The sequence below is a fragment of the Myxococcales bacterium genome (assembly GCA_016703425.1).
GTDB lineage: Bacteria > Myxococcota_A > Polyangia > Polyangiales > Polyangiaceae > JADJCA01.
On sequence record JADJCA010000031.1, the window covers coordinates 216,147 to 236,205 of the forward strand.

At 68.0% G+C, this 20,059-nt stretch carries 14 protein-coding genes and 2 pseudogenes; 5 read left to right on the forward strand and 11 right to left on the reverse strand.

The genetic code is table 11. The annotated features are described in order from the left end of the window. The first annotated feature begins 10 nt into the window (after window positions 1-10). On the forward strand, window positions 11-889 hold the full coding sequence (locus IPG50_39345; protein MBK6698198.1) for an energy transducer TonB: 879 nt from the start codon (window positions 11-13) through the stop codon (window positions 887-889). Next, on the forward strand, window positions 886-1,728 hold the full coding sequence (locus IPG50_39350) for a uracil-DNA glycosylase (protein MBK6698199.1): 843 nt from the start codon (window positions 886-888) through the stop codon (window positions 1,726-1,728). The genes IPG50_39345 and IPG50_39350 overlap by 4 nt, the downstream gene beginning before the upstream one ends. A 23-nt stretch (window positions 1,729-1,751) precedes the next feature. Here the strand turns inward: IPG50_39350 and IPG50_39355 are convergent, their stop codons facing one another. Then, entirely contained in the window at window positions 1,752-3,554 is a 1,803-nt protein-coding gene (locus tag IPG50_39355) for a DUF3570 domain-containing protein (protein ID MBK6698200.1), read from the reverse strand. A gap of 198 nt (window positions 3,555-3,752) precedes the next feature. Between IPG50_39355 and IPG50_39360 the strand changes: the two genes are divergently transcribed. Further along, window positions 3,753-4,646 (forward strand): methyltransferase domain-containing protein, encoded by an 894-nt coding sequence (locus tag IPG50_39360; protein ID MBK6698201.1) that lies wholly within the window; start codon window positions 3,753-3,755, stop codon window positions 4,644-4,646. A gap of 35 nt (window positions 4,647-4,681) precedes the next feature. On the opposite strand, the gene IPG50_39365 is transcribed toward IPG50_39360, so the two are convergent. From IPG50_39365 to IPG50_39380, 4 genes are all read right to left on the reverse strand, one after another. Next, window positions 4,682-5,551, reverse strand: coding sequence for a trypsin-like serine protease (locus tag IPG50_39365; GenBank protein ID MBK6698202.1), 870 nt, complete (start codon window positions 5,549-5,551; stop codon window positions 4,682-4,684). 243 nt (window positions 5,552-5,794) lie between these two features. After that, on the reverse strand, window positions 5,795-6,151 hold the full coding sequence (locus tag IPG50_39370) for a hypothetical protein (protein MBK6698203.1): 357 nt from the start codon (window positions 6,149-6,151) through the stop codon (window positions 5,795-5,797). Window positions 6,152-6,226: 75 nt separating this feature from the next. Beyond that, window positions 6,227-8,398 (reverse strand): diguanylate cyclase, encoded by a 2,172-nt coding sequence (locus IPG50_39375; protein ID MBK6698204.1) that lies wholly within the window; start codon window positions 8,396-8,398, stop codon window positions 6,227-6,229. 68 nt (window positions 8,399-8,466) lie between these two features. After that, complete coding sequence (locus IPG50_39380; protein ID MBK6698205.1) at window positions 8,467-8,919, reverse strand: hypothetical protein; 453 nt, start codon at window positions 8,917-8,919, stop codon at window positions 8,467-8,469. A 91-nt stretch (window positions 8,920-9,010) separates the two neighbouring features. Here IPG50_39380 and IPG50_39385 point away from each other — a divergent pair, with 91 nt between their 5' ends. Together IPG50_39385 and pruA are read left to right on the forward strand one after the other, a co-directional pair. Next, the gene (locus IPG50_39385; GenBank protein ID MBK6698206.1) at window positions 9,011-9,958 is read left to right on the forward strand and encodes a rhomboid family intramembrane serine protease; all 948 of its coding nucleotides are present in this window, start codon (window positions 9,011-9,013) and stop codon (window positions 9,956-9,958) included. Between the two features lie 27 nt (window positions 9,959-9,985). Next, entirely contained in the window at window positions 9,986-11,614 is a 1,629-nt protein-coding gene (pruA, locus tag IPG50_39390; GenBank protein MBK6698207.1) for an L-glutamate gamma-semialdehyde dehydrogenase, read from the forward strand. 16 nt (window positions 11,615-11,630) lie between these two features. Here the strand turns inward: pruA and IPG50_39395 are convergent, their stop codons facing one another. The 6 genes and pseudogenes from IPG50_39395 to IPG50_39420 form a co-directional block, all read right to left on the reverse strand. Continuing rightward, window positions 11,631-12,488, reverse strand: coding sequence for a hypothetical protein (locus tag IPG50_39395; protein MBK6698208.1), 858 nt, complete (start codon window positions 12,486-12,488; stop codon window positions 11,631-11,633). Between the two features lie 227 nt (window positions 12,489-12,715). Continuing rightward, window positions 12,716-15,070 (reverse strand): hypothetical protein, encoded by a 2,355-nt coding sequence (locus tag IPG50_39400; GenBank protein MBK6698209.1) that lies wholly within the window; start codon window positions 15,068-15,070, stop codon window positions 12,716-12,718. Between the two features lie 134 nt (window positions 15,071-15,204). Next, complete coding sequence (locus IPG50_39405) at window positions 15,205-16,617, reverse strand: carboxypeptidase regulatory-like domain-containing protein (GenBank protein ID MBK6698210.1); 1,413 nt, start codon at window positions 16,615-16,617, stop codon at window positions 15,205-15,207. A 92-nt stretch (window positions 16,618-16,709) separates the two neighbouring features. Next, window positions 16,710-17,090, reverse strand: coding sequence for a hypothetical protein (locus IPG50_39410; GenBank protein MBK6698211.1), 381 nt, complete (start codon window positions 17,088-17,090; stop codon window positions 16,710-16,712). Then, window positions 17,087-19,511, reverse strand: a pseudogene (locus IPG50_39415) (ATP-binding cassette domain-containing protein). The gene IPG50_39410 and the pseudogene IPG50_39415 overlap by 4 nt, the downstream one beginning before the upstream one ends. After that, a pseudogene (locus IPG50_39420) lies at window positions 19,408-20,049 on the reverse strand (FHA domain-containing protein). Before IPG50_39420 ends, IPG50_39415 begins: the two co-directional pseudogenes overlap by 104 nt. Between the last annotated feature and the right edge of the window lie 10 nt (window positions 20,050-20,059).

Consider the following 20,059-nt stretch of genomic DNA (forward strand, 5'->3'; position numbering starts at 1 on the left):
ATTGAGGGCTATGGGCGCGGAAACCAACGGCGTCGCGTACGAGCCCATCCGCGTGGGTGACGGCGAAGATCCGCTCGATCGCGTCCTCGCGATGGGCGGCCGCTCGAGCGGCTCCACGCTCGTCGCCGTCACCATCGTCGCCCTTCTCTTGCACGCCGCGCTCGCCGCCCAGGCGCTGACCATGTCAATCGAGCTACGCGAGTGGTCACGGCTCGTTCGCGATCGCGTCGCGGCGCGGCTGCAAGACCTCTACGAGGTGGAGCTCAACAAGCCACCGGAGCCGCCGCCTCCGCCGCCCGCTGAGGTCAAAGAAGACAAGCCCGCGCCGGCTCCTCCGCCAGTGGCCAAGGCCTCCGAGCCACCGCCCCCTCCGCCGGCGCCGGCGCAAGCCGGCAAGGTGATGACACAAGAGCCGGATCCCAACGACCCGGTGGATCTCACTGGCGGCGGCTTCGTCAGCGGAAACGCAGACTCCTACGCGGGGGGCATCACCGAGGCCAAGGGCACGAGCAAGACGGCGGTGACGAATCGCGCGGCGCAGGTCGGCGGCACCCCCGGCGGCACGGGGACGGCACCGGCCCCCGCGGCGCCCGCCGTCGACAAGTCACGCCAGGCAGGGCTCCTCGGGTCCACCGACTGGAACTGCTCCTCCTTCTGGCCGAGTGAGGCCGACAGCGAGCAGATCGATCAGGCGCTCGTCACCATCCAAGTGGCCGTCGGCCCCGACGGCAAGGCGGCGCGCGTCGACATCGTGAAAGATCCGGGCCACGGCTTCGGTCTCGCGGCGCGGCGCTGCGCCATGCGCGAGAGCTTTCAGCCGGGCCTCGATCGCGAAGGCACGCCCATCCCCTCGCAGACGAAGCCCTTTCGCGTACGCTTCGAGCGATGACATCCTCCGACGATCGCGCCGCGCTCGCTGATCTGGCTGCGAGCCTTCGCGCGTACCTCGAGTGGCATGGCGACGTCGGCGGCTTCGGGTTTCCGCGCAGACTGAAGGGTGATGCCACGGCAGCGCCCAAGGCGACGCCGCCCGCGGCACCGACCGGCGCGACAACGCTCCCCGAGGCGCCGCACGCGACCGCGGCCACCGCGAGCGGGGCCACGGTCTCGCACGCGGCGGCGGCGGTCGCGGCGCCAGCCGAGCGGCGCCCCCTCGAGGTCATTCAAGCCGCGGTGGCGAGCTGCCAGAAGTGCGGCCTAGGCGCGACGCGCACGAACACCGTGTTCGCGCGCGGTAACCCGTCCGCCAAGCTCTGCTTCGTCGGCGAAGCGCCGGGTGCCGACGAGGACGCCGAAGGCCTGCCCTTCGTCGGTCGCGCGGGGCAACTCTTGGACAAGATGATCGGTGCCATGGGGCTGTCGCCGGAGCGCGACGTGTACGTGTGCAACATCATCAAGTGCCGCCCGCCGGGCAATCGACGCCCGACCCCCGACGAGACGGAGACCTGCATTCCGTACCTTCATGAGCAGCTCGACATGGTTGCACCAAAGGTGATCGTCGCCTTGGGGAACACGGCCGCGGGCACGCTCCTCGGCACGACGCTGGGCATCACGAAGCTGCGCGGACAGTGGAAGCTCTACAAGGGCACCACCCTCGTCATGCCGACCTATCATCCGTCGTACCTCTTGCGACCGAGCGCGAACCAGGCGGAGTCCAAGCGTGAAGCTTGGGAGGATCTCCAGTCGGTCATGAAAGAACTCGGCCTCGCCCTGCCCAAGAAGGGCTGAGCGCTCGCCGACGCCCGCGGCTCTCAAAATTCGGCGTCGAGGCCGATGGCGCCGTAGAGGGCCGTTCGAGCCGTCACGAAGAGCGACTGGAGGTATTGCGTGTACATGGCATCGCCTGTGACCGTGATGCCGAACTGCGTGGTGGCCTCCGGCGGACTCAGCGCGAGCCGCGCCCCCAATCCGCCGGTGAAGCTGCGCAGGGGAGCGAGCTCGCGGTCGGTGGTGCGAAACGTGGGCAGGAGCACTTGCTGACCGCTCAGCTCGAAGTTGTAGGCGAGCTTGTGGAAGCTCGTCCCCGACTGCACGTGCACGCGCCCGTGGGGCCAGATGCGAAGCGTGCGCGTGGCGTCCACCATGAGCCGACCGTCGGTGGAGCTAGCGAGCAGCCCCCAGGAGTCGGTGTAGATGCGCTCCTCGATGCGAGCCGTCGCGCTCGAGAAGCGTTTTGCGAACCGAAACCCGACGGAGTAGCGGTCGCGCTCCGTGGGGAGTTGCTCCGCCGGTCGCGGCGGCGCGCGGTAGACGTTCACGAGGTCCGTTGACGCGCCCACGGGAATTCGCGGCGCGAACTGCGGCGTGAACGTCGGCACGAAGCGATAGGGCTTCGATTGGTCGCCCCGCTCGAAGGCCAACGTCGCGCCGATCAGCACGATGGACGTGGGCGTGAGGACAAAGGTGGTGCTGGCCTCGATCTCCTCGATGTTGAGCTTGCGGCTCCACGCATCAAAGGGCGTGTCGCTGCGGCCGATGGTGTCGCTCGTATGGGTAAAGCCGAGGCGCGGCGTAATGAGCTTGTCTTTGAGGTCGACGGTGATGGCGCCGCCGCCGGAAAGCGACAGGTAGTCGGGCTCCGTGGAGAGGTTGCCGTAGACCTGTCCGCCGACGTTGGCCGGCTTGTAGCCGCCGGTGAGCCCTACCACGTGGCGCCGCTCTCGATAGCGACGCGATGCCGTCGACACGATGTCGGGACTGGCGGCCGTCACGAAGTCGATGAGGTAGTTCGCGCCGACGTTCCAGCCGGACGTCGGCGAGTTGAACGACGCGCGCACCGCTGGCGAGAGCACGTGAACGTTGGTCGAGTCGCTGTAGCCCGCCACCTCCATGGCGGCCCTCGCCACGAGCGTTCGGACGTCTTGCGGGAGACACTCGGCGATCTCCTTCTGCGTCTTCGCGTTCATGAGACACACGATCTGCGGCTGCGTGAGGACGCCCGGCGCGACCGGCGCGTTGAGGCGAATCTCGACGGAGCGGACCTCGCCCTCTTTCACCTCGAAGGTCTCCTCGTAGGTGAGCGGCAGCTTGTTGGTCGTTCCTTCGGCCTTGACCGTGTGTTTGCCGGGGTCGACAGAGAACTTCTTGGTGAGGTTCGCTTGATCGACGGGACGGTCGTCGAAGGTGACCTTGAGGTCGGTCACGTTGGTCGGCGGCACGAAGGTGACCTTCGCGATGCGCGCGGGAATGTTGAGCTCGGGGTTCCCGGTGATGCTCATCACGCGTTCACGCGCGACCTTCATGAGCAGCTCGTCGTTCGTCGCGAGCCCCTTCTTGAGGGCTTCGCTGGCATTCTTGAGCGCATCGAGGAGCTTGCCGGCCTTGTCGAGGCACGCCGCGAGGTGGAGCCGCGTGCGGGCGTTGTCTTCGAGCTCGAGGGACGCGCGGTCCTTTGCGATGCAGGCGTCCCATTGCCCTTCGCGACCGGCGCTGACGGCGTCGCGGGCGAGCTGCATCGCCTCGGCGTTGGCGAGCGGCTGGCCTTGCGCGAAGGCGCGCGGCCCGGCCGTGACGAGCAGTAGGAGGACGGCGAGGCTGAGGTAGACGGTTCTCACGAAGCCTGGCTCCGAAGCTCCCGAACGAAGAGCCCCAAGCGCCAGAGTGCCCAGAAAGGCAGCGTTCCGCTAGTGCCTCGTGAGGGCTCTGGGCCACAAAGCGACCAAAGTGCCAGGCTTCTTGGCGGGCGCGGGCCAGGGTACGCTGGGCCGATGACGCACACGACGGATGATGTTCGGAACGGGGACCGTCCGCGCGTGCACTCGGAAGATTACTTCGGCGACGCCCGGGATTTTTGGTGGAATGGCGATTTTCTGGCGTTGATCGCGCGACGCCTCGACCTCGCGAGCGCGCGCATGGTGCTCGATGTCGGATGCGGCTTCGGCCATTGGAGTCGAGCCCTCGGCGCGACGCTCGCTCCGGAGGCGCGCCTTTTCGGCGTCGACCGTGAGGCCACCTCGCTCAAAGAGGCCACGCTCCGTACGAGCCGGACGCCGCTGGGCGCGCGCGCGTCGTTTCGCCTCGGCGACGCCCTCGCGCTCCCGTTCCACGATGGCGTCTTCGACCTGGTCACTTGCCAGACCCTCCTGATTCACCTCGCCGACCCGGCGGGCGCGCTCCGCGAGATGATGCGGGTCCTCGCCCCGGGCGGCCGCGTTCTTGTTGTCGAACCCGACAACCTCGCCACGAGCATCGGGCACGACGCGCGGGAAAATGGCTTCGAACATCGAGAGGTCGTCGACCTCTTCCGCTTCCAGTTGCTCTGCGAGGCTGGCAAACGCGCGCTCGGCGAGGGAGACAACTCGCTCGCTGTGCGCCTCCCTTCCCTGCTTGTGGAAGCCGGCTTCGGGGCTCTCGAGAGCTTTCAGGGCGACCGTCCAGCCTTGCTCGCGCCGCCCTACGAGTCTCCCGCGCAGCGCGCGCTCATCGCGGAGACCACGCAGTTCCTTGAGGAGGGGCACGCGCTTTGGCGGCGTCCCGACACGGAGCGATACTTCCTTGCAGGCGGCGGCGAGCGCGAGGAGCTCCCGAAGCTTTGGGCCCTTGCCACGGAGCACCGCAGGCGCGTCCTCGTGGCCATCAAGGCTGGCCGCTATTGCTCGTCGGGCGGCCACGTCACGACGCTGATGACCGGTACAAAGCCGCGCTGAAACGGCGCCGGAGCGCAGCCGGCGGAGTCCGCGAGCTACTCGCCCACGTGGGTCGTCCGACGCGCCGCCTGAGCCGTCGATTCTTCGGCCGCGCGGGAGGCCGCGCGAAAGGCGGCTGCGGCGAGGCCGGCGTACGCGTCGACCCGCGTGTAGACATGGTTTCCCTTCGCCGTGCAGCTGCCACCCCGGGAGATGACCCCGACGACGTCACCCGTGCGCAGATCAAACGCCGGCCCACCCGAGTCACCGCGACACGTGGCGACTTCGACTTCGAACTCGCTTGGGCCGAGAACCGCGCCGGTAGCGTCGTTGGCGGCGGGCCCAACAGCAAGGACCGGGCTTCGCGTGCGGGCTTTGCGCGTCCCGATGGCGTTGCTCTCGCCACCACCGAATCCGACCGGGAGCACTTCGTCACCAGACTCGACGGTCGCCTCAAGGCGCATCGTCAAGATGGGGAGGTCGGTGAGCGGGCGGTCGAGCACGAGGAAGGCGACGTCGGCGTTGCAGAGCACGTTGCCGGCGGGACGCACGGTGCGAACGGCGCGTGCGCGAGGGACATCCCGGTCGACGCGAACTTGATCGCCGACGTAGATCGCGATGGACGCAGGCTCCTCATCCTCCGAAACATGAGCCCCGTTGTGCGACCGACCGTCGGCGTCGCACGAAGGCGTCGTGGTGATGGCCTTGGATACGCAGTGGCGGGCGGTCAAGACGAGGTTCGGGGCCACAAGCGCGCCGCTGCAGAGGGTCACGTTGCCGGGCCCGCCCTCTTGGACGGTGGCCACCGCGACGACCCCAGACTTGCCCCGCTCAATCGACGTGAGGACCCGGGCGTCGGGCGCCCGGACGCAGCCGGCCCCCGCGACCGCCATCACCGCCCCCACGATTGCCAGCGCTCGAACCATAGAATGCCCAACATTGAGCATGCACGAACGCGACGCCTTGCATGGGAAAAATCTGTTTCATTACACACATTTAGGTAGCCCATCTCACGACAGGCGCGCAGCACGTGCACGCTTTTCGCTGAGACGCCCAGGAGCACCGTCGACCGACGTAAGCGTGGGACAAGCGCGGCCGTGTACCGCCACGGGCGCAGGTTCGGCGCGCGGTGAAACGGCTCCGTAAGAGCCTGCTGAAGTGGCCCGCGACTATTCGGGTTTCTTGTCGTCAGCCGCGATGCGAACGCCGCCCTCGGGCGCCGTGGGCTCCGCTGGCGCTGCTTGTGCGTTCGTCGCGGCGGGGGGCGGGCTCTCGGGCTGGCCAGCGGGCGGGGGCTCGGCCTGGTGTTCGGGCGCTGCCGTTGCGGCCTTCTTCCCGAAGACCTCGCGCTCGATGGTCGAAGCCACGGTCTCGACGGCGCGGCCGACTTCCTTCACGCCGGTGACGACCGTTTCCTCGATCTTCTGCGTCGGCAGCTCGCTGATCACGCTCTTGGCGGCGCGAAAGAGCAGGCCCAAGCCCTCGCGGACATCTTCGATGGGGTCTGGCTTTTTGGCGTCCGACATGGGCGTAACAATGGCCACGGTCGCGGCGGCTGTCGAGGCGGCTCGCGCAGTTTTCTCGAGCGCTGCGGGAGCCGCTCAGCCCACTTCCTTCTTCGGACGACTCGCCTTGAGTCCTTGCACGCCGCTCGGTCGGATCTCGGCGCGCGCATGCCACGCCGTCGAGCGATTGCGACCGGAGCGCTTCGAGACGTAGAGCGCTTCGTCGGCGGCCTTGAAGAGCGAGCTCCAGTCGCTGCCCCCTTCGGGAAACGTCGCGACGCCGACGGAGCACGTGACCGAGAGCCCGCCGTTGGGCGTCGGGAAGACGGTCCGCTCGAGTTCCTCGCGAATGCGCTCGGCGAGCAGCATGGCACCTTGCTCGCTCGTCTCTTCGCAGAGGATGACGAACTCCTCGCCGCCAAACCGCGCCACGACGTCCGTCGTGCGCTTCTGCCGCTTCAGGACTTCGCCGAGGCCGCGGATGACTTGGTCGCCCACGTCGTGACCGTAGGTGTCGTTGACCTTCTTGAAGAAGTCGATGTCGGTGATCAACACCGACAGCTTGCGACCGAAACGCGCCGCGGCCTGCACCTTCTGTTCGGCGCTCTCGAGCATCGCGCGCTTGTTGAGCAAGCCCGTCATGCCGTCGGTCGTCGCCATTTGCTCGAGCTTGTGAACCATGCGCGCGTTCGCGAGGCTGACGGCGAGGTGGCTCGCGAGCACCTCGAGCGTCGCCCGCACCGAGTCGCCGAAGGCGTGGCGACGGCGCGAACCGAGGATGAGCGTTCCGAGCGGCCGTGAGTGCAGGAGTAGGGGCAAGACCAAGAGGCTCGGGAGCTTCGGCCAACCGTGCCGCTTGCTCAAGACCACCTGGTGAGCCGGGTCGTAGTCGCCCTTGTAGGGCAACGGAAAGCGATTCTGGACCACCATGGAAACGAGACCCGCGTTGTGCTGGAAGCGGGCGCCCACGAGGCCGTCGATCTCCCCATCCTCGCTGACGGCGGCGCAGACTTCGTGGCTGCTCGTCGCCTCGTCGAAGACTGTCACGGCGGCGAGATCGAAGCTCGCGATCTCGCGAGCGGCTTTTACGCCGACGTCGAGCACGTCCTTTTCGCTCAAGGCCGCTTGCAGCGCCTGAGCGGCCCGGTAGAGCTTGCCCTGTTCGACCTTGGCGCGTTCGAGCTGCACGAACACGCGCTCGTTTTGGATGGCGCGGAGACAGTAACGGACGGCTTGGCCAGCGAGCTCCTCCTCCTGCGCCGTGAAAGCGACGTTCTCGTGCCGGTCGATGACGAGCACGCCCCGAAGGGTGTCGCCCTCGAGCACCGGCAAGGCCGAGAGCGCGCGCACGGGGCATGGCCCCGAGTAGTAGGGGACGTTGTACGAGGGCTTGAGGTTCGCGAGGCTCAACTTGTCGCGGCGCGAGGCGACAGCGCCGAGGACGCCATCGCCGACGGCGATGGGCACGTCGACGATTTCATCGGACTCGGTGGCCAGCTCGCTGATGCGAAAGTGGGTGCCCGCGTCGTTGAGCCAGAGGAGAACCGCCGTGTGCAGGTCGAGCGTTCGGCGCAGGAGATCGAGCGCGTAGTGCACCGACTCGTGGATCTCTTCGACGCTGGCCCGCGCGAGCCGATCTTCGGAGCCTTCGTCGGTCGCCGCGGTCCCGCCGGCACCGAGGAGGCGGTAGCTGCGCGCGTCCTCCTTGAGCTGCTTTAGACGACCCTCGACTTGTTTGCGAGCCGTCGCGCGTGTGCGCATCACCTCGGCACGAAGGAAGGAGAGGTTGAGCACGGCGAAGGCCGCCACAAAGACGGCGTGCGGCGCCAGCGACGTGAGGCTCGTCTCGTGAAACGTGAACCGACGAATGACGGCCTCGAGCAAGACGACGCCCGCCACGACTACGGCCCCGGCGATGGGACGGGAGAAGGCCGCGACCAACGCCACGAGGACGTAGACGGCTGGCGAAAAGGGCCCCGACAGCGTCCCCTCGAAGCGCACGAGCGCCGCCTCCAACGCGAGCGCCAAGAGGAGGCCGAGCTCGACGTCCGTGAGCATCGGCGCCTCTCCCGTCGTCGAGAGCTTCAGCTTGACGCGGCTTGCGACGAAGAGGAGCCAAATCGCGCATGCGACGCCGAGCGTCGGGCCAAAGGGCTGTGTCGCCCCGTCGAAGACAATGAAGGCGCCGAGCCCCACGACCACGACGAGACCGACGCTGCGACGCGCGGTCTTTCGGAGGCCAAGGGATAGGCGGACGAGAAGGTCCACGCTTCGCGGCTATCAGACCCCCCTAGGCGGGGCCAAATAAGCGTTGGATTTCGCGTTGTGCGTGGACGCTACGGGAGCAAGCCGTGCAGTGCCCGACGCCGGAGCGCGTCAATGCGATTCGTCAGGTCGACCCCCGCCGGCGCGCTGACGCTCGGCAGCGGCACCGTGCCTCCCTTGGCGACGAGCGCCCTGGCCGTGACGGACTCGATGTCGCCCCACGCCACGAACTCGTCGCGGCGCCCGTCGCGCACGTGCACGCCGTCGCGCGTGAAGCCGATGAAGCCGTCGTAGGCCAAAAGCCGCGCCATGCCGCCAAAGCCCAGGACGAGCCCGAAGAGGACCGTGACGGCCCCGACGAGCCCAACGGTCCCCCGCGGAGCGCTGATGGGGATGCGAGCGGCGGCGACGCAGACGAAGAGTGACCCAAAAGCGACGAGCGCCGTCGCGGGGATCAGCACGCGGCGCGACGCGCGCGACACATCGAGGCGGTAAAACTCGAGGTAGTCGCGCCCTCGCTCCATGCCGCCGCTACCGTAGCGCGAATGAACGTCTCGAACGGCGATGCATTTGGGCGCCGCCCGCGGCGCGGCTCGCTAAGCTCGGCTCCACCCCATGGCCGACGAAAGCGACCCGACAACGAGCCAGAAGCGCCCGCCGGCGCCCGTCGTCAAGGCTCTCCTCGCGGCGAACATCGCGGCCTTTCTGCTCACGTTGTTCTTCGCGCGCAGCGTCGAGGCGCTGCTGGCACCGCCCACGAACGTCATGATGACCCTCGGCGCGAACTACGCCGCCGCAACAGTGCGTGAGTGGCGTCTCGAGACGTTGGTGACGGCCTGTTTTCTCCATTTCGGAGTCCTACACATCGCGTTCAACATGGTCGCGTTGAGGCAGCTCGGTCCTCTCGTCGAGGCCACCGTCGGCAGCGGGCGCTTCGCGTTGCTCTACGTCGTCACGGGCGTGGCCGGCAGCGCGACCAGCGCCGCTTGGGGCGCGTTCATGACGACGGCGGCGGAGCGCGGCATCGTCTCGGCGAGCTCCGAGCTCGGCCAGGCGTGGGCCGGCGGCATGGACCGCCTCAGCGCCGGTGCGTCGGGCGCCATCTGCGGCATTCTCGGCGCGTTCCTCGTCGTCGGCATCCGAACGGGAGGATGGCGAAGCCCCATCGCGCGGAGCATGGCCCGGTCGCTCGGCACAGTCGTTCTTCTTGGGGCTCTCTTGCGCTTCGACAACGCGGCGCATATCGGCGGCGCTGGCGTCGGAGCCCTCGTCGCTGCGACGTGGATTCGCCGGCCTGAGTCCAAGCAAGGCCTATGGCTCCGCCTCGCCGTGGTGCTCACGATCGTTGGCGGCGCGGCGCTGCGCGTGGCCTACGTCGACGCGACCGATCCCTACGCGACGTTGCGCGTCCCCGAGCGGGCGGCGCTCCTCCAGGCGAAGGCTCGTGATGGCCATTGCGACGAGGCGCGGCGGGCTGGCGAGTCGCTCGTTCGCCTGTCCCCGACGCTCGCCGCCGCCGTGCAAGCGGAGCTCGCGCCATGCCGCGAGGCCGGTGGTCGCTGAGCTCGGCGAGAGGTATGCTGCCGCGCCATGCTCGACAGCCCCACGCCCCTGCCCTTGCCGCCCAACGAGCCTGTTCTTTCCTATGCGCCGGGGAGTCCCGAACGGGCGGCGCTCAAGGGTGCGCTTGCTCGCATCGGCGGAGAAGAGCTCGAGATCGGGCACGTCGTCGGCGGTCAAGTGCGCCACGACGGCGAGCGCTTCGACGTGCGCGCACCGCACGACCATCGCAAGGTGCTCGCGCGCGCGCGTCACGCGACGCCCGAACTCTGCCAGGAAGCCATCACCAACGCGCTCGCGGCCCAGCCGGCGTGGGCCGCGATGCCCTTCGACGAGCGCGCGCGGATCTTCCTGCGCGCCGCAGACCTGCTCGCAGGCCCTTACCGAGCCGAGCTCAACGCCGCCACGATGCACGGTCAGAGCAAGACCGCCTACCAGGCTGAGATCGACTCGGCCTGCGAGCTCATCGATTTCTTGCGCTTCAACGTGCACTTTGCGTCGCGCCTCACGGAGCAACCGGTCTCGGCTCCGGGCATCCAGAACGCCCTCGAGCTAAGGCCACTTGAAGGCTTCGTCCTCGCCGTGACGCCATTCAACTTCACGGCCATCGCGGGCAACCTGCCCACGGCGCCCGCGATGCTTGGCAATGTCGTCTTGTGGAAGCCCGCCGAGGATCAGAGCTTGGCTGCGGCCTGCATTGTGCGCCTCCTTGAGGCCGCGGGCCTTCCGCCCGGTGTGATCAACGTCGTCTATGGCAATGGCGCCACGGTGGGGCGCGCGGCGCTCGAGAGCCGCGCTCTGGCGGGCGTCCACTTCACGGGCTCGACGGCCGTGTTCCAGCAGATCTGCCGGACCGTGGGCGAGCGCATCGCGAGCTACCGCACCTATCCGCGCGTCGTCGGTGAGACCGGCGGCAAGGATTTCGTCTTCGCGCACCCGTCCGCCGAGCTCGACGCGCTCGCCGTCGCCCTCGTTCGCGGTGCGTACGAGTACCAGGGGCAGAAGTGCTCCGCGGCCTCGCGCGCGTACGTCCCCCGCTCCCTGTGGCCGGCGCTCAAGGAGCGACTCATGGCGCTCATCGCATCGATCAAAATAGGGGACGTCAACGACTTCCGCAATTTCATGGGCGCCGTCATCAACGAGCGCGCGTGGACTCGACTCGACGGCTGGCGCTCACGCCTCGCGAGCGACCCCAACGCCACCATCCTCGCGGCCGACGGTTGGAGCCGCGAGCACGGCTGGTTCTGCGGCCCCACCCTCGTGGAAGTCACCGATCCCAGGCACGCCGTGATGAACGAGGAGCTCTTCGGACCGCTGCTGTCGGTCTTCGTTTACGCCGACAAGGACGTCGACGCGGCGCTCACCCTCGTGGACACGACGAGCCCCTACGCGCTCACCGGTGCCCTCTTTGCGCGCGACCGCGCGTTCCTCAGCCGCGCGGCGCGCGCGCTCCGGCAGGCGGCCGGGAACCTCTACATCAACGACAAACCGACGGGCGCCGTCGTCGGCCAGCAACCCTTCGGCGGCGGCCGCGCGTCAGGCACCAACGACAAGGCTGGCAGCGCGTACAACTTGCTGCGCTGGGCCTCCCCTCGCGTCCTCAAGGAGACCTTCGTCCCCCCGACGTCGCTCGGTTACCCCTTCATGAACGAAGCGTGATTGCCGCAGCGCGTCGTCACGCACCGCCGCGAGAGACGAGAATGCGGCGAGGGACGTTCTCCTTGCCCAGCCCGCGCACGACGGCGCTGACGGTGCCCCCGCGCGGGGCCCACCCCTGGACGATGACCTCTTGGTCGTTCGTCGACGCGACGCGAGCCACGGCGCCCACGGCCACGCCAACGTCAAAGGTGCGCACAGAGCCCTCGGCATCGGAGAACTGAACCAAGAGCGCGAGTCCATCTCGCTCCGGCACGACGCACTCGAAGACGCGCGCATGGACCACGTCTTCGCGCTCGAGTTCGATGGTGTGGGCACCACGGATGCGGTGAAGGAAGAGCTCCGCGGGCTTCTTGCTCTTGGGAACGAGGCGCGACGTCCGCCCGTAGCGCACGCGCAGTGCGGCGTCTTTGACGAGACCACCGCCCGACGTCGCTGCGTAGCCGACCGTGATGCGGTTCGCGAGCGGTTCGTCGTCCTCCGAAAACGCGGGAACGACGACGATGTCGAGCCGACCCTTGCCCATGCACTCGATGCCGAGCACGGCCTCGACGGGGGCCCCGAGCGCCCACACGCCCAAGACTTCATCGCCGGACGAGAGCGCGAGGACAACGCCCATGAGGCCGTCGTCGGAGGACCCGTCGAAGACCTCGTAGGCGCGCGCCTCGAAGCCCTCGGTGGTGGTGGTCCGAAACACGCTCATGAGGTCGTGAAGGACGCGGAATCGCTCGTCGCTCGGGAGGAGGGCGCCGAGCTCGACGGTCTCGCGTTCGGCGCGCGCAGCGCCGAACGCTGGCGCCGAGTCGGGGATGGTGTCGCGATGCGTGTCCCGAGGTGCCTCGCGTTCGACTCGGAGCGTGCTGAAGGTGCGCGTCATGCCTGTCGCTGAAGCACGGCGCGTGCCCCTGCGCGCTCGGCCAGCGTGGTGGGTCGTCGCGACGACAGCAGGCTGTCCAGCGGGCAATTCGCCGGAAATCACGGACGGATCACCGAAGGCCACGTGTCGCGCCCGTGTGACGCGCGACGGGAGACCGCCAGGCGCGATCCGGCGTGTCTCGCGCGGGGAACGCGGCAGGGCCGTTCACGACGGAAAAAGCCGCCCGTTCAGCGCTCTACCTGCAGGACCTCGTCGAGCGGTGGCGGAGCCACCGATGCACCGCCAACGCGCGTCTGATTGTCGCGAAACACCGTGTCGAAAGACACAAGCACGCGGCCAAACTCGGGGACCGCCGGTAGCGTCGCGAGCTGCTCGAGAGTGCTTGCACTTCCCGTGACAATCCCGATGGCGTTGCCTTCGACGCGCGACCGGTCGACGGTGACGCCCGCACCGCCGAACGACAACGCAGCACGACGGTTCTCGAGCAGGTGCGCGCCGACAACACGAACCCGGGCGTGCGCATACGACACGATGCCGTCGCCGAACTCGCCCGCACCGTCGGGGACGGTCCGCGAGACGCGCACGTGGTCGAGGTGTCCCTCCGTGTCGCCGCCCAAGAACACACCGACCTGGACAGCACCGTCAATGACCGTATCGCGCACCGACGCCACCGCCCCGTTCTGGATGCCGATGCCGCGGCCGGCGCCGTTTTCCTTCGCCGGTCGTGTCCCGACGATGCTCGCTTCCGACAGGTCCAGCTTGCTGCCGGCCTGGGCGACGGAGGCTCCCGCTTCGCGGTTGGCCTCAAGCGTGATGCCCTTGGCGACGACCGAAGCCCCCTCTTGCACTTGCAAGCCTCTCCCAAAACGCCCCGACGTCGGCTCCTCACCGGTCTCGCTGACGTAGACGTTGGAGAACGTGGCCGTCGTTCCCGCTCCCGAGGCGCCGACGCCGAAGGTCAGGCTTCGCCGCGTCGCGACACGCTCAGCGCGAAGCGTCGAGCCCAAGATGGCCATGATGCCGAAGCCGTAGGTCTTGTTTCGGTTGGCCAGCGTTCCGTCGATGGAGACGCCCTCGAGGCTCACCTCGGTGCCGGCTTCCGTCGCCAGGACCGCCGCCTCGGTCACGCGCTCGATGCTCCCGTTCTTGAAGGACACATGCGCCCCGTGCCAAGCGTCAACGCCCCGTCCCTCCGCGTTCGCGCGCGGCCGCAGGTCCACGATCGACAGGCCGTCGGTGTTGACGATGGTGCCGGCGTCCTGCGCCCGAAGGCCAACGCCCGACGCGGCGTAAACGGTCGAGTCGTTCACCGTGAGGCTCGTGCGATCGAGCGCCGCCAGTGCCGCCTGCTCGCCGGACGCGAGCCCTCCACCGATTTGGCGGACCGTCGAGCCGGTGAGCGAGACCTTGGCTTGCGTCTCCGCCCATAGTCCGGCCTGCGCGCAGGCCGCGATGGTCGTTCGGCTGACGTTCGTCGTTCCTTTGATGACCTGCACGCCGCGGCCAAAGGCTCGTTTCGGTGAGCCGGTCACGCGCTCGACGACGGCATCCTCGACGGAGCAGCTTCCGCCAAAACAGCCGATGCCGAGCTCGCCGGCGCCGCTCACCACTGTCGTTCGGGCGCGAAGCGTCGCGTCGCGCTGGATGATCGCGATGCCAAAGGCGCCGATGGCATCGGCTTCGGTTTCAAGGATGACCGTCCGCGTGATGTCGAGCGTGCCACCGGTGGCTGCCGAGAGGCCATAGCCGCTCGCGAGCGCGACCGTCGTGTCTTCGAGCGTCAACGTGGCTTTGCCGTTCACTTCGGCGCCGATGCCACTCGTGCCTAGCGACACGTTGCCTGCGTAGCCCTCGCGAACAAGCGAGCCGGAGACCCGGACGCTCGTCGCGGGCCCCGAGACAAGGAGCCCTCCGAGGACGTTCTTTTCGACGATGACATCGGCGACTTCGACGGTGGCGCCACCTTGAATCGCCAGCCCATACTTGTTCGACCGCAAGGTCACGCCCTCGACACGAACGCCGGAGACACCTTCCACGTTGATGCCGTTCTCAGGCTTCGGTGTGGTGCTCCCGTCGATGACCACGTCGGCGGCGCAGCGCCCCACGAGGCGCGTGCCGGGCCGGGTAATCGTCAGTCGTTCGGCGTAGTTCCCCTTGGCGATGGCAATGACCTTCGCGCTCGCACTGGCGAGCGCATCGGTGATGGTGCGGAAGTGATTCGCGTCGACCGTCGCGAACGATGGGTCAACGAACGTGTCGGCGTCGGCGGGGGGCGCGGCGCTGCACGTGCCAACGGGCGCGCAAGAGGCGTCGCCTAGGCGCGCGCGCGTAGCCCCGAGGCACGCCGTCGCGGGGAGCGTCGCGATGCACCCCACGCCGTCGGCGCGCGGCTCGAAACCCTTTGCGCAAGTCGTCTCGATGGGGACACACGCGGGCCTCCCCAGAAGCGCGCGACTCGCGCCGGTGCACGCCTCGGCCGGCAAGACCGGCACGCAGCCAGCTCCCTCGGGGCGGGACGAGAAGCCCGAGGGACACGAGGTCCAGCCGAGCGGTCTGCACTCGCCACCGACGCAAGCGGGCACGCAATCTTGAGAGGCGCAAGGTGCGCCGCTCGGCGCGGAATCGACAGCCGAGGGCTCGCTGACGCACGCAGCCGCCGCGAACACGAGCGCCAGCACGAGGCCCCCGCGAGGCCGGCGGAAGGCCCCCCGCGAGTTCACTTGGGCGCCGGCGCCTTGGGCTCGTCGTCTTCCTTCTGCACGCATGACGAGAGGTCGAAGAACAAGAAGGCGAGCGCCTTCTCCTCCGCCGTGAGCGAGGCACTGCACGACGCCGGGAAGGCATCATTGGGAAGACCGGGCGCGGCCTGCACATCGCCGGCGTAGAGATGCATGTCAGCGAAGGTGGCCTTGCCGCACTGCTGCTCCACGGGCTTCCCGACGGGAGCATTGACCGTGAGGTACTTGGTCGTCTCCATCGACGAGATGAAGGGGATGATCGTCTTTTTGCCGTACACCCAACGTTGCGCGGAGCTCGACACCACGGGCCCCACGTTCTCTCGAACCTCGTTGATGGGCATCTGCCCTTTGGTCGTGGAAGCACCGACGACGGTGAGCCAGTCGGAGAGCGCCGCGCCCTTCGGGAACGACGTGTCGACAAAGAAGGGCTTCTCGATCTTGTCGGTTTGGGGGTTCTGCGGTGACCCGAACCACTGCGCCGTGCCGCGCATCTCCGGCGGCCCGTTCTGGAACCAGACGTAGTGAAAGTGCGACGCGAAGACTCGGCCGCCGATCGACGCGTAGCCGTAGAGCGCGTCAAGGGCCTGCTGCGGCTTCGTCTCCAGGTGTTCGCCGCACTCGCAAGACAGCATCAGCATGTCGTAGGACTTGAGCTGGTTCGGATCGCTCCAAAACGGCTGCGCGTCCGCGGTGCCTCCCGGCGCAGGAGCGGGAAGCGGCGCGGCCCCGCCCTGCGGCTTCGATTCGCTCCCGCGAAACAGGTGGAGGCGTCCCTTCGAGTGATCCAGCGAGTATTCGCTGGCATCGAGGCCGAGCTTCGGCAAGAGGCACGCGAGCTGATCGCACCAGCCGGTCGTCACGGCGATCTTCGGGATGTGGCCTTCCGTCGAGTTCTTCGGGAGGCGCGTGGCCGTGACGGGCACCGGCGTGTCGGCGCAACGCTTCACCTCCGGCACGACGAGCTCGCGGCGCCATTTGCCGACTTGGACAACGAGCGGAACATCTTTGCCGACGGGTACGCCCTTCAGGAGAAACCGACCGTGCGTGTCGGTTAGCGCGGTGGTGATGGGCTCGCCCGACACGAAGCCGCATCGGTCGCAGGACGCTCCCTCGGGCACGGCGTCGAGGGGCTTGTTGGGCACGTAGACGATGGCGTTGTAGAGAGGCAGCGTGCCGTTCGGGGCGAAGACGGTGCCGCTCAGCGACGTCGTGCCGCTGCCGCAGTCGGCGACCTCGCAGGCGAGGCCCTGGCAAGGTTCGCCGCGCGCATTCTTGGCGAAGGGGCTCGTGTCCCCGCCTCCTTCGTCCGTGCCGCAGCCGGCGCCGAGGGCGAGGCCCGCCGCCACAAGTCCGCTCGCCGAAAGGACCGAGAACCGGAGAGACAGGGTCATGGGTGGCCGGTTACCTAGCAAGGATTGGGATTTTAGCCGCTCGGAGACGGTGTCGTGCCGCGACGGAGACTCCCGCGGAACCTCCCGAAACCTCAAGGGCTTGGGGCCCCGTGGGCCGGCTGGTCCGGTACGAGGTTGCGCTTTCCATCGTGCGTCTCCCAGTGAAAGGTCACCCAGGCGAGCAGCGCGAGCGTGAGGAGCAACACGAGCTTGGCAAAGGGATCGGCTTCCGTCCGCTTGAGCAAGAGAGCGGCCGCACGGCGCTCGTCCGGCTCCCCCGTTTCCATGAGGGTCCTCGCGCCCTTCCGCAGCGACGCGTAGTCGCCGCGCTCGAAGAGGGCGAGCAGCGCATCAACCGCCGGCGTCGATGGATACGCTCGCGCGAAGGCGGGTCGCTCGGCGCGCACCGGCGCGGGCCCGTCGGCGGCGGGCGCGTCTCGTTGCGGCGGCGGCGTCGCGGGCTCCTCGTTCACACCGGATCTCGGCGCTTGAGGAAGACGAAGAGCAGCATCAACATGAACGTCGTCAGTCCGTAGAGGACCGCCAGCGGCAGCCACGTCAGTTGCCAATCGACGAAGCCCCAACCACCCGCCAATGTCTCACTCCCGATCTGCGCCGTCGCGCAGAAGAAGCGCCCGTCATGGACGTAGTCGGGCGCGCTCGTGAGGCCGGCTTTGCCCAAGTTGATGACCCACGCGGGATTGTTGGCGATGGCGGCCCGCTCCTCGCCGATGGCTCCCTGAAAGCCCCAGCGCGCCGGCATGAGCATCATGAGGGGCTTGAGGAGCGGATTGGTGGTCATGGGCACCATCAGGCCGCCGAGAACGACCTGCGGAATCAGCGCGATGGGCGTGAGCGCCATGGCCGCTTCCGCCGACGCCACGATGCTCGACAAGAGGAGTCCCAGCGCCGTCGCGTTCATCGAGACGGCGATCATCATCACGAGCTCGATGAGAAACGCGCTGATGCCGCCGTTGAAGCCGAGGGTAAAAAAGACGATGGCGAGGAGCATCGTGCACTGGATGACGCACACCAGCGAGAGCACGATGTACTTCGAGATGACGTAGTTGAAGAGCGACAGGTTGACCATGCGCTCGCGCACGTAGATGGCCCGCTCGGTAACGATCTCGCGCGCGGCGTTGCTCGTCCCGAACCAGACGCAGCTCACGACGACGAAGAACATCGCCGGCGCGTGGTCGGGCGTCGGCTTCATCTGCTTCAAGAAGTCGACGGAGTTGCCGACCTCGGCCGTGCGACTCGCGAGATCCTGCATGGCGCCGAGGCACCAGAACGGGATCGCCTGCTTTTGCCCGCCAAAAACGAACGCGAGCATGAGCCCTATGATGGGCGCCTGGAGGAACATGATGACGGCGCCGACGGTGTCGCGGATCTTCACCTTCCAGTAGCGCGACATGAGCAGAAACATCTGCCGTACGAGCGCGACGTCGGGTCGATGCGGCACGCCGCGGCGGGGGGCCTCGGTGCCGACGGCCCGCGGCCCCGAAAACATCGTCTGAAAGACGGGGTTCTGATTCTGAAAGAACTCGGCGCGCCACGCTCGTGCCGCGTCCATGCGGGCGCGGCCCCGCGCAACGTTTGGGTCGCTCCGCTTCATCTCCTCATGCACGCGCCGCTCACGCACGTTGAGCATGTCGAACATGTCGCGCGGGTTGTCGATGTGCCGTTGGCCGTCGATGGTGCCGAAGAAGCGATACGCGGCGTTTCCCGTGGGACCGAAATACGTCGGGATGCCGCCGTAGCCCATGATGAAGGCCAGGTTGAACTTCTCGAACTCGTCCTTCGCCGGCTGGTGGATCGTCATGACGATCGTCTTGCCGGTCTTCTTGGTGAGGTCGTGGAGGAGCGTGATGAGCGCCGCCGTGTCGTCGGCGGCGAGGCCGCTTGTTGGCTCGTCAAGGAAGAGAATGACCGGATCGGTGACGAGCTCGAGGGCGATGTTGACGCGCTTTCGCTGACCGCCCGAGAGGACCTTCTTCTCGGGCTTGCCGATCTGGAGGTTCTGTACGGCCTCGAGGCCCAGCGACCGGAGCGTCTCCTCCACGAGCCGATCGATCTCGGCGTCCGAGTAGTCGGGCGGCAGGCGAAACTTCGCCGAGTACTTCACAGCCTCAAAGACCGTGAGCTCGGGATGGACGATGTCGTCTTGCGGGACGTAGCCGATGGACCCGCGCAGCGCGTCGTAGATCGAGTAGAGGTCTTCGCCGTTGATGCGGACCTGCCCCGACGTCGGCGGCATGTAGCCGTTCAGCGTCATGAGGAGCGTCGTCTTGCCGGCGCCCGACGGCCCCATGAGCGCGATCATGTCGCCCGGCAACGCCTTGAACGACACGTGGTCGAGGAGCGTCTTCATGGCGCCCTTGTTGTCGCGGTCGGGCACCTCGAGGAAGAGGTCCCACGCCTCGATCTCGTAGAGCGGCTTGCCGGCCCACTGCGCTTGCTGGTCTTCGACGACGACGTTGACCTGTTGACCCGCGATGTGGATCAAGAGGGGCATCGGGCCGATGTAGACCTTCTCACCATGCGAGACGGGCACCCGCTGGTTCGGCGGGATGCGCGCGCCGCGAACGAAGGTGCCGTTGGCGGAGCGAAGATCTTCGATGAAAAGGTCGTTGCCCTGCTTGACGATCTGCGCGTGGCGAGATGAGACCTGCGGGTGCGGGGACGACGATCTTGTTTTCGTCGGTGCGGCCGATGGTCACGACGTTTTGCGAGAGCGCCCTCCATCGACAGCTCGCCGATGATGGTGCGGTGCTTCTTCTGCGGCTGGGGCGGCGCCTGATCGGGCGCCGAGCCTGCGGGCCCGCGGGGAGCGCCGCCGGCGGCGCCGGGCATCGCGATGGGCGCCGACGCGCCCTGGGCCATGGCCTGCGCAAGCTGCACCAAGAGCGCGACGGGGACGGGCACCGGGCCGAACGCGATGACGCCGTTCGGATCGAAGGGCACCGGCGTGTTCTGCGGGATCGGCTGCGGGCCCACGTAGGTGCCGCTCGTTGAGCCATGGTCGACGACGGACATGCGGTCGAGCATCACCGTCGCGTGATGGCTGCTCACGGCCGAGTGGCCCACGACGAGGGAGGCGCGCTGCGCGTCGCGGCCGACGATGAGCTGTCCGCGCGGTGACGGCGCCGAGCCCATGGATAGAATCGCGAGGACGATGGCCCGATGCCCCATGGGCACGGGCACGCCCGCGAGCGCGAACTGCGTCCGAAAGTCGTAGGGCACCGGCTGGCCCGGCGATACGGGAGCGCCGTTGGCCGTCGAGGGCCCCACACCGGCGTCTACGAACGTGAGCTGACCCGCCTGTTTGACGAGGCGAGCGTGGAGCGGTGCGACACCGGGGCCGTGCAGCTGAACGTCGCAGTCGGGTGCGCTGCCGAGGGTGAGGGTCTCCTTGCCGAGTCCGGGGATCACGAGGGGGGCT

Coding starts and splice junctions, on each gene's coding strand:
- IPG50_39385 (MBK6698206.1), top strand. CDS start 9,011: ATGGCCGACGAAAGCGACCCGACAACGAGCCAGAAGCGCCCGCCGGCG.
- pruA (MBK6698207.1), top strand. CDS start 9,986: ATGCTCGACAGCCCCACGCCCCTGCCCTTGCCGCCCAACGAGCCTGTT.
- IPG50_39350 (MBK6698199.1), top strand. CDS start 886: ATGACATCCTCCGACGATCGCGCCGCGCTCGCTGATCTGGCTGCGAGC.
- IPG50_39405 (MBK6698210.1), bottom strand. CDS start 16,617: ATGACCCTGTCTCTCCGGTTCTCGGTCCTTTCGGCGAGCGGACTTGTG.
- IPG50_39370 (MBK6698203.1), bottom strand. CDS start 6,151: ATGTCGGACGCCAAAAAGCCAGACCCCATCGAAGATGTCCGCGAGGGC.
- IPG50_39345 (MBK6698198.1), top strand. CDS start 11: ATGGGCGCGGAAACCAACGGCGTCGCGTACGAGCCCATCCGCGTGGGT.
- IPG50_39395 (MBK6698208.1), bottom strand. CDS start 12,488: ATGACGCGCACCTTCAGCACGCTCCGAGTCGAACGCGAGGCACCTCGG.
- IPG50_39380 (MBK6698205.1), bottom strand. CDS start 8,919: ATGGAGCGAGGGCGCGACTACCTCGAGTTTTACCGCCTCGATGTGTCG.
- IPG50_39365 (MBK6698202.1), bottom strand. CDS start 5,551: ATGGTTCGAGCGCTGGCAATCGTGGGGGCGGTGATGGCGGTCGCGGGG.